The organism is Desulfobulbus sp. (assembly GCF_030824455.1).
In the GTDB taxonomy this organism is placed as follows: domain Bacteria; phylum Desulfobacterota; class Desulfobulbia; order Desulfobulbales; family Desulfobulbaceae; genus Desulfobulbus.
Genome location: NZ_JAVBXR010000114.1, coordinates 40,971 through 51,471, shown reverse-complemented (window position 1 = coordinate 51,471; position 10,501 = coordinate 40,971). Strand labels below are relative to the sequence as shown.

The following is a 10,501-nucleotide window of genomic DNA, read 5'->3' as shown; positions in this document are numbered from 1 at the left end:
TTCCTGTTTTTCGACATGCAATGAGGACTCAATGAACAACAATTCACAGAAATATTGGCCTACTCCAAGTCAAAAATCTTGGCTTGCCTTTTATTGCGATGGCAAATGCTTTGGCATTATTCAAGAAAGTGCCGCCGCCGAACGTGAAAAGAAACGCCTTCTAGGATTGAAGGGTATGGAAGTTCGTTTTGCGCTTCCTGATGATCTCATTAGATTTCGAGCCTGCACCAAACTGTCCAGCCGAATTCTTAGGGTTATGAGTGAGAAATCGATTTGTTGTAACTGGAAATCCAAGTTTGCCAAGGAATACCTTAGGCGGATTTAGCTAAGTTTGCCTTCCTGTTTCTAGACATGATATGAGGCCTATCAATGTATCTTATTGAATACCCAACACCGTTACTCTTGAAATTTTTTTTTGTATTGCTTGATAACTCAATATATATATTAATAGTATTAAATATTTTGGTATTACTGTTTGAATTGAATATGAAAAAGAAGATTCTACAAAAAATCTTCAATTTTTTTAAATCAGAATAAAAATCGTTAATAAAGAACAATGAAAACCAGCATCTTCAAGACACTGCGCCGGGGCTGGCTTGGCAACAAACCGCTCGGCGCTGACTACATGCCCGCCGTGAACGAACGTGCCCGCCGTATGAAAGCCGCCGTTCGCGAACAGAATCAACTCACCGACAAACGGCAGCAATGGCTTCCAGGATTTTAACTATATAGAATCGTTATTCAATGCGGCAATTTTTGAGAGATAATAAACTGATATGATGGTCAATAACGATGTTGGATTTTACCGGATCAAAGATTTGCTGAGTATCATTCCTGTGAGCAAGTCAACAATCTGGCAATGGATTAAGGACGGTAAATTTCCTCGACCAACCAAGATGAGTTCTCGGGTTACCGTTTGGTCGAAAAAGCAAATCCATGAATTCATGGATCAGCTAAATGCTGAATCATATCAATGAATACAAAAACCGGGTACGAAACCGGGTATGTTGCAAGGACGAAAAATTATTAACAATGGTAATAATTTGAAATTATAAGATATGTATATTTGCATTCGGCTCTCGCCTTCGCACCATTTTTACAATAACGGAGTAAACGGGTTACATATTCCACCGATTCCGTTACATATCTCGCTTGAAACAAAGCGAACCGTTGCAGCCGAGGTATCTGATTATCTCGGCTGTACACATTTCAGCGTACCGCATTTTCTCGTAAATCTTTGAATTAAGGGGCAGAGATGCGCATTCCCGCCTGTTTTTTCCAAAGAATGTTCAAGCTTGGTATTTTGTTGGAAACAACCTCAAGCACCGCCCTGGTAAGCATGCCAAATTTTATGGCGGCATTTCTACTCGAGCTTCATCTCTCTAGCGATCAATTTTTGAAATAATAACGAATATGCTTGCCCTAATGCTGCACCCGAAAAAAATTTTTCATAACGCATTCTCGCGCCTACTCCCAATTGCTTAGTCAATAAATTATTATTAATCAATGATTCCATGGCATTCGCTAAGGCCTCAGGATTTGCTGGCGGCACGACTAAGCCTGATTCGCCATGCGCGTTGACATAGGACGTGCCTGTGCCGATTTCGCAGGTGATGAGTGGCCGGCCGAGCATGGCTGCTTCAATTAGCGACATGCCAAAGGCTTCCGAACGCAAATGGGACGGTAAAATTAATGCGCGGCAATGCAGCAGCAGTGTGACTTTTTCTTGGTCACTCACATGGCCGGAAAATATAACATTTTTTAATGCTAAATCGGTGGCTAAGGTGTCAAGTCGCTCGCGCTCCGGGCCCGAGCCGGCAATTATTATTTTGGCGTTGAGAGTCTGGGCCGCTTGGAGAAGAAAATGAAGACCTTTGTAATAGCGTAACGCGCCGATAAACAAAAAAAATGGGGTGCTCTTATCTAATCGCAGTCGTTGTAAGATGCGAGAGTCTCCATGTTGGGGATATGACTGCTCTTGAATGCCTAGTGGTATGATATGAATTTTGTCGCGAATCGCTGAATGGCTTAACACAGGGCTTGTATGCACATAGTTTGGTGAAGTGGCTATAATCGCATTCATCGAATTTAGCGTCCGCCACATCAGAGGTTTGTAGGCGGCCCCAAGAAAACGCTGGCGGACGATGTCAGAGTGGTAAAGTATCGCTGACGGACGATTCAAGCCGCCGAGAATGTGTAGTATATCACCAAATGGCCAAGGAAAATGGTAGATGACAAGGTTCGCGTCACGAGACAATTGGCGAAACTTGTGAACTGCAGATGGTCCGCCCAAGTCGCATGAAGCTGGCGCTGCCCATGAGCGACAACGTACTACTTGCCCCTCGGGGCGATCAGATATGATAGACGGGTGAGGTCGTTTGCTAAGCGAAAAAATGACATTACTAATTCCGTAATCAGTCGTAGCCAAGGCAATTTGTCGAATGGCTTCTTGTAGGCCTCCTGGCGGATCTGGAAAATATGTTCGGTATACATGCAATACTTGGATTTTTTTTTTCATGTGCAAGAACGTCGCATTTCTTCCCTTGCAGTCAGAGCTTCAGAGAAAACTTCCATGGTTTGAAGAGCGGCTTTTTCCCAAGTATATTTAGCGGCAGTCGCAGCGGCATGGGCAGCTAATTCGTCGCGGCGCTTGTCATTGTTCAAAAAAACAACGAGAGCTGCCGCAAGAGCTTTCTCGTCAAGCGGATTTATAAGGATGCCTGCATTTCCAGCAACTTCTGGGAGGGATGATAAATCGGATGTGAGAACAGGCACGCCATAGGACATCGCTTCAATTAGAGGCAAGCCGAAGCCTTCGTGAAGAGAAGGCATAGCCAAAAAACGTGCATGCGCGTACAGGGTCGAAAGTTGTGAATCTGTCACATAACCGGTAAGGACAACATTCCTTTCTAGGTTGAGTTCATGCACTACGTTTTGAACATTGATAGCCCCCCATCCTTTACCGCCAGCAATTACAAGCAGCGCGTTGTGGTTAAGAGTGTGACGTATTGAGGCAAAAGCACTGAGAAGCCGGCGTAAATTTTTCCTAGGTTCAAGCGTGCCAACAAAGAGAAAATATGGGCGATTGATGCCAAGGGTTGATAAAAAACTGAAATTTGATGGCGATGCTAGCCGCGTCACCCCAAGTGGAACGACCCGAACCTTGCTCCGAGACAGGGGAAATTCAGACGCCAAAGCGTCTGCCGTACTTTGAGAATCCGTCATAATACGATCTGCAGCAAGAATAGCTTCCGGCATCAGAAAACGCTCCATCCAGCGGCTTAAAGGGCGCATAGTTTCACCAGCAAATTTCCAGACCAAGTCATGGATGGTGACAACTCTGGCCATAGAGGCTGGAAGGTAACGCGGGAGTCTGTGGGTGGTCCCCCAGAATAAATCAATTTTATCGAGAACCGCCCAATAGGGCAACATGGTCTGCGACCAAAGTATTTTACCGATACGCCCGTGAAAGGCAGAAGAGCGCAGCTTGTATTGGTTGCCCTCCCAGACCGTTGCCATAGGCGGCTTAGGCGTATAAAAATAAAATTCCTTCTCGAGTTTAACCAACTCACGCGACAATTCGGCCGAATAACGGCCAATGCCGTTAACTGGTTCAGAAAGGAGCCGTGCATCAACGCCAATACGCATCAAAAAGAACCTGATTCAAACATCCAACGAAGAGTTTCCTGCAACGGAATACAATCAATAGAACCCAAAACTTCTCGCAACCTTGTTGCATCTCCTTGTAGCCGTTTGATCTCGTTTGTCCGAACAAAGGCAGGATTGACATGCGCCTCTATTTCATAACCAGCGATTTCGGCCATAAGTGCTAAAATATTTTTGAGTGAATACACTTTGCCGGAGCAAACATTGAACACCTCGCCGGTCGGAGGTTGTTGCAACAGAGCGGCGTAAATGTGAGCAATCGTGCGGACGTCTGAAAAATCACGCTCTACGTCAATATTACCAAGTTCTATTATATTCTGCCCGCGTTGAAAATGTCCGACTATTTTAGGCAGTAAAAAATGAGGCGCTTGGCCAACGCCTGTATAATTAAATGGTCGTGTAACAACTATTGGCAACCGATCAAGCCACAGGTGCGCCATCTGTTCCATGGCCAACTTGCTGACGGCGTAGTCGTTGGCCGGTGAGGGCGGCACATCTTCATTAATTATTTCAACAGGAGCGTTGCCATAGATGTTGGCGCTGCTCGCCAAGAGAACAGCCCGAGGTGGTTTGGTTAAGTTGGCCAGAGATTGCAGGAGATTGCGAGTTCCGATAATATTAATCCGGTAGAGCGCCTCAACATCTCCATGCGCAACAAAAGAAATCGCCGCCAGATGTGCAACCACTTCTGGTTGTATTGTTGTGACGGCATCGGCAAGTTGATCTCGATCGCACAAGTCGACGGCAAATTGCTTCGAATCCATTGGGTGGCGACCGTGCACGATGCCGAAAACATCATAGCCTGCCCATTCAAGTTCTCGAGCGAGGTAATGTCCGGTAAATCCGCCTATACCTGTAATAAGAGCGCGGGGCATATCAGAATGAGAAGCCGCACTCATTGCGTTGTAAATCTGCTTCCACCATCATGGCGCAGAGTTCCTCGAGCGTTGTTTTGGGTTCCCAGCCCAACTCTCGTTTAGCCTTTTCCGGGTTGCCGATTAATACCTCCACTTCGGCTGGGCGATAGAATTTGGGATTCACGCGAACCCTTGTTTTGCCAGTCGCAGCATCAAAGCCGATTTCATTTTCTCCGCTGCCTTTGTAAGCAATGGTCACTCCAACAGCCTTGAATGCCATAGAGACAAAGTCACGCACGGTTTCCGTCCGGTTGGTGGCGAGCACATAGGTGTCCGGTTTATCCGTCTGCAGCATTTTCCACATGCCCTCAACGTACTCCTTGGCGAAACCCCAATCTCGCTTGGCGTTCATGTTGCCCAACTCAAGAACATCCAGTTTGCCGAGGTGTATTTTGGCCACAGCATCGGTGATTTTGCGAGTTACAAACTCCAGGCCACGCAAAGGGGATTCGTGGTTGAACAAAATCCCGCAGCTGCCGAAAATATCGTAACTCTCCCTGTAGTTGATCGTCATCCAGTGGGCATATAGCTTGGCTACACCATAAGGGCTACGAGGATGGAACTGGGTTGTTTCTGACTGCGGTATCTCCCGCACCTTGCCAAACATCTCGGAGGTGCTGGCCTGGTAAAAACGAATGTTCGGATTGACAATACGAATAGCCTCTAGCAGGTAGAGCGCACCAAGTCCGGTAATTTCGCCGGTAGTAATCGGTTGATCGAAGGATACACTCACAAAGCTCTGCGCAGCTAGATTGTACACTTCGGTGACCTCGGTTTTTTTCAATAGCCGAATGCTGGATGATAAATCAGTTAAATCAAATTCAACCAGATGCAGATTGGGATGCGTATCGATCCCCAATGCTTGCATGCGCCAAAAATTGACGGAGCTGGTGCGGCGGTAAGTGCCGTAGACCGTGTAGCCTTTTTGCAGGAGGATCTCTGCGAGATAGGCGCCATCTTGCCCTGTAATGCCAGTAATAACAGCAGATTTTTTATTCATAAATTTATATCAAAGTAATTGTTCAGAGTTATATAACGCCTCGAGTTTGCTTTCTTTAGCCAAATGAATAAAGTTTGGCGCCAGCCTAACCACTGCATAAAAGTCATGGTTTGTAACTGTCACAAACTTTGATTTTGCTAATTGAGATGTCGTATGAGCGAGTTCATTCTTGAACTCAATAGGATAAGGCCAACTATGTGCTGCCCACAACATGTCAATATAGGGTAAAATTACAGCATCTGCTTCATCTCTTGCTAAAAGCAGTACAATGTTCTTTGAAAAATTAGCATCCACACGAGCCATCGGGAAGGTCTGCATCGTCTTGGGCCAATATTTTCTTGCTTGTTCTAAATTTTTATCTCCGCCAATATTAAATGAAACGATATTCAGTCTTGAAGCAACATAATTGACAAGGAAGTCGTTTCGCCATGGAAGAAAAGCAACTCGCTCCCCCTGATGTACAACTTTCCGCAAACCATCGATGAAATCAGATTCGAGTGAAAAAAACATTGATCGATTGTTTGAGTCACTTTTTAATTTCTTTGAAAGATCAGGAAGGTTGAGGATGCAAACTAAGCAGGCGAAAATAGAAGCCACGATAACAATTCTTCTATTGTTATTTGAAGACATGGCCAAAACTACCAAGCACCAAGCGCCAAAAATGCCCAAGGCTCCCCACCGGTAACTGGCGCGCATGTTTTTAAATCCTGGAATATTTTTGGATAAGATGGCTGATCCTGTTGGTGCAATGGCATATTCCTTGGCCATCAACGGGCCCAGTTTCGTCCCCTCTGGCTTGATGGAATTAAACTTGATCGAGGGGCCCAAAGACATGTAAAAGCCGAAAAGAGTGATCAGTAATAGCCCGATAACAACCCGTTGTCTTCTGAAAGTATTGCATGCCGACCAAACAGCGCCAAGGATTACTGGAATTGAAAAAGAGGTCATCCAGACAGATGCATCACCAAAAAAATGACCGGCTGAACGAGGTTCACTCCAGCCAATAAGATCAGGCAGCCAGTGCATCCCTTGCGTCGGTATCAAGAGAAAGGTCAGATCAACGCCCCAGCCGCGGAAAAAATCAATAGGAGCACCTTCAAAACCAACTTTCCCAATATAAAAGGTATATAAGGAATAGGCTATGCCTAGCCCTGCAAAATGCGTTGGAAACACAAATGCCTTCAGGAATTTTTTTGTCTCGCTGTCTCCAGAGATAAACATTGTTATTCCTAAAATACTTGCCCCTGCTGCAAACATTATGAAGCTGTAGCCGTCCATGAATATAGAAATTATGCAAACAACAGGGTACAGTAGTAGCCATATTTTTAGACCACTGCTAGTATGCCTGTCCCCGTTGTGTTCCCAGCTGAAAATCTTGATTGAAAACAAAAAATAAAATGGTATCAAAGCTATACCCGTCGACACCATTGAATAACCCGAATGGGCCCATATCATAGGCATCGTCAGCCAGCACAATGCAGCCAAGATTGCCAAAGTCGGATGCACTGAAAAGTGTCTAGCTATACTGCAGGCAGCGCAAAAAGCAATGGCCAGCCATATTGCAACCATTGCGGAGTAGGCATCTGGCGCTGGCAGTCCAAGCTTCATAAAAACAGCTGAAAGCCACGCGCCAGACAAGCCGAAGGCGATGGCTGCGGGTTCTGGGGCACCTATATTGTGGGCATATATACTGAAAACAGAGTGGTTAAGAAAGGACTGGGCGAAACCAGTCGTCCAGACAGCCTGTCCAAGGGTAGGTGTGGAGATAAAAGGCACCGCTCCCTGCAGAACAAGGGCAAACAATAAAGCAAGGATGAAGATGAGCCCATCTCGCCTGACACTGAAATTTCTCAAAACAACATTATTCATAGCTTCTCTCTCTCGGTTTTAAAAACGTTGCCACGATAAAATAGAGCAGATCGCCGACTACGGTCACCACCCGACCCAACACTATAGCCAGCAATAGATCCGCCTGTGCAAATTGGTTTCCGAGGAGAGAAAGCAGAACTAGCTCTCGCACTCCAACTCCGGCTGGTGTGCCAGGGGTGACAAGCCCGGCGATCCAAGCAATCACGTAGACGCCACATAATGCAGGAAATGCTGGAATCACTGTGGATTGAGGTACAATAACTGCCAAGGCTCCAACAAAGATGATACTTGACACACCCAGGAATGTGACCTGCCAAGCCAGCGCAAAAGCCACCTGCGGGCAAAATGAACGACGGGTGAGAGAGTATAGCGCCACCGAGAAAGTGACAAACAGAAAGGATGCCACCGATAATGACAAGGCTGACCAGACCAAGGGAACGGCTAGGACGGCAAACAGTAAGCCGGCGATGGCTATCAATCCGAGTTCCCATGCGATGGATTTGGCAAGCGGTCGAGCAGGCAACCCCTCTGCCATGCCCAGAGCTTGACGCCCCGCCAGGTGGAATATGTTGCCGGGAACGTACTTAGCCAGTTGCGATTGGCCGTATGCCTTGATGGTCCACCGCCACCGCGCTTGGACATCGAGGAGGGTCAGCAGATGCCACCAAGAACGAGCGAGCATAATATTCGCTACACCATAGGTCAGGGCGAGAAGAACAATGATTGCCCAAGTGGTGAGGGTAAACCGAGCAAGGTCGAGTTGTTCTGTGTATGAAGAGAGGCGCAGGGCAACGAACACCACTCCCGCGAAACCAAATCCTCCACCGATGAGGTGCAAACACCATTTTAATGAAAAACGCACTGTTCCTCGTTTAGCGCTTCGCCCGACATAGGGCCATTGTCCAAGGAAGGGGAGCCCTGACATCAACTACATCGAAGTACCGAGTGGCGAGTTTGATGAATTCTTTTTGGGACCAATGCTGAATGTGGCCAGGGGTGTTGCCGCGGCTATCCAAGTATTTTCCGCGAACCAAGTTGAGAGCACACCAGAGAGGTTCACGGGGGACGCTGAGGATCAGGTAATTGGTAACAACGCGTTGCAGGGCCGATAGCCCAGCTTCCGGGGATTCAAGATGTTCAAGAACTTCGCAACATACGATTAGGTCGGCGCTGTCGCGTTCGGGCTCAATATCATAGATGCTACACGCAGAAAAAATGTCCGGGGAAAAATTGCGACTCTGAGCATTTTCACGCGCTAGATTGATGACTTTTTGCGAAAAGTCACTGCCACGTGCTTGAAGACCCTGTTGGTTCCAGTCTAGAACCCAATATCCCTCTCCACACCCCACCTCGTGAATGGTGCGTGGCCCTACTTGTGTGACTAGGCTAGAGAGCCTGTCAGCAAAGCCATTCATGATCCAGCGTACGAGCATATTTTTCGAACCGTATTTATCGTACGCATTGCCGACAACAACCCCACCTTCCTGTAAGCCTGCAGAAATTTTCATTTCATCCTCGCGCTTTTAAAAACAGCCAGTTGATTGCCACCAAATAAAAAACGCTTGTAATCTACCAAAACTAGTCCAGCGCACCGACCAACTTCAAAAAGTGTATTTTGATCAAGTAATTTCTCATGCTCTTCACTGGCATGCTGACTGAATAAACCAATTGATGCACCTACTTCATGAACCCATCCTACTGATGGGTGGGGGGTCGTGACAACGATTCGTGCAGTCCGGTCATTATTCAAGTATTGCGAAAGGGATGTAAGGAATATTGTCGGATCTGGCACATGCTCAATCACAGCAAGGGAGACAACTGTATCAAAATTTTCAGTGACCACTGGGGGAAAGCTATCGAATAAATGACGTGGGAAGTCGAATTTTGCTCTATTTAACGAAGTTTCATCGATATCGATACCAACATACAATGCGGGGTCAATCATCCCAGCCAGAGCGCCAGAGCCGCAACCGATATCGAGAATACGTCCATTGAGATAGGGTTTTACGGCCCCCAAACGCTGTTTGCGTAAAAAAGGAGATAGCAAGCCCTCAGCAACTTGATCAGCCATTGTTACGTTTCTCCATATCGTTGTCTTCGTTCCCGGCCGCAAATGTTTTCAAATTAAATCTCACATCCTCCATCAACTTTCGGTTCGCAGCCTGCAGATCTGCAATAAAGGCAATGAGAAAAGCCTGAAATCCCATTCCCAAAAGCACGCTAGCTAGAATCAGCGATTGTATGTGCCCCTCCCCATTGCCCTGCAGGTAATAAAAGAGGAACCGCAGGCCGATCAAAAAACCGAAACCGAACAGCACAGAGCCAATCGTGGCGAAAAATCGAAAGGGTCGGTAAATGACAAAGATACGAATGATAGTGACAATGCTGCGTTTAATGTATGAGGGAATGCTTTTCACCAATCGCGACGGACGCAGATCTTCGTTGACCCGAATCGGCACCGAGGTGATAGCCATGTTTTTCTGGCCGGCTTGAATAATTGTTTCAAGGGTATAGGTGTAATCGTTGAATACAATCAACCGTTGCGCGGCGGTTCGGCTCATAGCGCGGAAACCGCTGGGGGCGTCCGGAATGTCGGTTGTGCTTGCGACACGCACCACCCAGCTGCCCAGCTTTTGCAGCATCTTCTTCACAGGGGAGAAATGTTCTATGGTCTCAATAGGGCGGGCGCCCACTACGATGTCGGCTTGGTGCGCAAGTATGGGCGCAGTCAGTGCCGGAATGTCGTCGGCGTTGTATTGGTTGTCGGCATCGGTGTTGACGATCACGTCCGCTCCCCGGTTCAGGCAAGCGTCTAAGCCGGTCATGAAACCACGCGCCAACCCTTGGTTGCGAGTATGGCTGACAACGTGATCAACACCGTTTTCCCGGGCGACTCGCACGGTGTCGTCTGTGCTGCCGTCATCAATGATAAGCCATTCTACGGTATCGAAGCCAGGTGCTTGACGCGGTAGGGCAGCCAGTGCAATGGCTAAAGTGTCCGCTTCATTGTAACAGGGGATTTGGATGATAAGTTTCACTTGGCAGTTTT

General features: G+C 47.1%; 12 protein-coding genes. 3 read left to right on the top strand and 9 right to left on the bottom strand.

The features are described 5' to 3' along the window. The 3 genes from RCH93_RS15050 to RCH93_RS17945 form a co-directional block, all read left to right on the top strand. A partial coding sequence (locus RCH93_RS15050) for a hypothetical protein (RefSeq protein ID WP_306549241.1) occupies positions 1-325 on the top strand: 325 nt, incomplete at its 5' end. A 231-nt stretch (positions 326-556) separates the two neighbouring features. After that, positions 557-724 carry a hypothetical protein gene (locus RCH93_RS15045; RefSeq protein WP_306549240.1) on the top strand — a complete coding sequence of 56 codons (168 nt, stop codon included), beginning with the start codon at positions 557-559 and terminating at the stop codon, positions 722-724. Between the two features lie 52 nt (positions 725-776). Beyond that, positions 777-977: a helix-turn-helix transcriptional regulator gene (locus RCH93_RS17945; RefSeq protein ID WP_373693303.1), complete on the top strand. Its 201-nt coding sequence runs from the start codon at positions 777-779 to the stop codon at positions 975-977. Between the two features lie 386 nt (positions 978-1,363). Here RCH93_RS17945 and RCH93_RS15040 read toward each other — a convergent pair whose 3' ends face one another. From RCH93_RS15040 to RCH93_RS15000, 9 genes are read right to left on the bottom strand one after another with little or no spacing between them, the layout of a single operon-like run. Then, the gene (locus tag RCH93_RS15040) at positions 1,364-2,518 is read right to left on the bottom strand and encodes a glycosyltransferase (protein WP_306549239.1); all 1,155 of its coding nucleotides are present in this window, start codon (positions 2,516-2,518) and stop codon (positions 1,364-1,366) included. Beyond that, a complete protein-coding gene (locus RCH93_RS15035) occupies positions 2,515-3,648 on the bottom strand; it encodes a glycosyltransferase family 1 protein (protein ID WP_306549238.1) in 1,134 nt (377 codons plus the stop codon). The genes RCH93_RS15040 and RCH93_RS15035 overlap by 4 nt, the downstream gene beginning before the upstream one ends. Beyond that, on the bottom strand, positions 3,648-4,565 hold the full coding sequence (locus RCH93_RS15030) for a GDP-mannose 4,6-dehydratase (protein ID WP_306549237.1): 918 nt from the start codon (positions 4,563-4,565) through the stop codon (positions 3,648-3,650). The genes RCH93_RS15035 and RCH93_RS15030 overlap by 1 nt, the downstream gene beginning before the upstream one ends. Further along, positions 4,543-5,583 (bottom strand): GDP-mannose 4,6-dehydratase, encoded by a 1,041-nt coding sequence (gmd, locus tag RCH93_RS15025; protein ID WP_306549236.1) that lies wholly within the window; start codon positions 5,581-5,583, stop codon positions 4,543-4,545. The genes RCH93_RS15030 and gmd overlap by 23 nt, the downstream gene beginning before the upstream one ends. 9 nt (positions 5,584-5,592) lie before the next feature. Then, positions 5,593-7,452 carry a hypothetical protein gene (locus tag RCH93_RS15020; protein ID WP_306549235.1) on the bottom strand — a complete coding sequence of 620 codons (1,860 nt, stop codon included), beginning with the start codon at positions 7,450-7,452 and terminating at the stop codon, positions 5,593-5,595. Next, positions 7,445-8,314 (bottom strand): hypothetical protein, encoded by an 870-nt coding sequence (locus RCH93_RS15015; protein ID WP_306549234.1) that lies wholly within the window; start codon positions 8,312-8,314, stop codon positions 7,445-7,447. The genes RCH93_RS15020 and RCH93_RS15015 overlap by 8 nt, the downstream gene beginning before the upstream one ends. Positions 8,315-8,324: 10 nt before the next feature. Then, positions 8,325-8,960: a bifunctional 2-polyprenyl-6-hydroxyphenol methylase/3-demethylubiquinol 3-O-methyltransferase UbiG gene (locus RCH93_RS15010; RefSeq protein ID WP_306549233.1), complete on the bottom strand. Its 636-nt coding sequence runs from the start codon at positions 8,958-8,960 to the stop codon at positions 8,325-8,327. Beyond that, positions 8,957-9,523, bottom strand: coding sequence for a bifunctional 2-polyprenyl-6-hydroxyphenol methylase/3-demethylubiquinol 3-O-methyltransferase UbiG (locus RCH93_RS15005; RefSeq protein ID WP_306549232.1), 567 nt, complete (start codon positions 9,521-9,523; stop codon positions 8,957-8,959). Before RCH93_RS15005 ends, RCH93_RS15010 begins: the two co-directional genes overlap by 4 nt. Next, positions 9,516-10,490, bottom strand: coding sequence for a glycosyltransferase family 2 protein (locus tag RCH93_RS15000; protein WP_306549231.1), 975 nt, complete (start codon positions 10,488-10,490; stop codon positions 9,516-9,518). Before RCH93_RS15000 ends, RCH93_RS15005 begins: the two co-directional genes overlap by 8 nt. Positions 10,491-10,501 lie beyond the last annotated feature (11 nt).

Bases quoted from the DNA above. Each gene is read 5' to 3' on its own strand.
- RCH93_RS17945 (WP_373693303.1), top strand. From the start codon at position 777: ATGATGGTCAATAACGATGTTGGATTTTACCGGATCAAAGATTTGCTG.
- RCH93_RS15020 (WP_306549235.1), bottom strand. From the start codon at position 7,452: ATGAATAATGTTGTTTTGAGAAATTTCAGTGTCAGGCGAGATGGGCTC.
- RCH93_RS15035 (WP_306549238.1), bottom strand. From the start codon at position 3,648: ATGCGTATTGGCGTTGATGCACGGCTCCTTTCTGAACCAGTTAACGGC.
- RCH93_RS15005 (WP_306549232.1), bottom strand. From the start codon at position 9,523: ATGGCTGATCAAGTTGCTGAGGGCTTGCTATCTCCTTTTTTACGCAAA.
- RCH93_RS15030 (WP_306549237.1), bottom strand. From the start codon at position 4,565: ATGAGTGCGGCTTCTCATTCTGATATGCCCCGCGCTCTTATTACAGGT.
- RCH93_RS15045 (WP_306549240.1), top strand. From the start codon at position 557: ATGAAAACCAGCATCTTCAAGACACTGCGCCGGGGCTGGCTTGGCAAC.
- RCH93_RS15010 (WP_306549233.1), bottom strand. From the start codon at position 8,960: ATGAAAATTTCTGCAGGCTTACAGGAAGGTGGGGTTGTTGTCGGCAAT.
- gmd (WP_306549236.1), bottom strand. From the start codon at position 5,583: ATGAATAAAAAATCTGCTGTTATTACTGGCATTACAGGGCAAGATGGC.
- RCH93_RS15040 (WP_306549239.1), bottom strand. From the start codon at position 2,518: ATGAAAAAAAAAATCCAAGTATTGCATGTATACCGAACATATTTTCCA.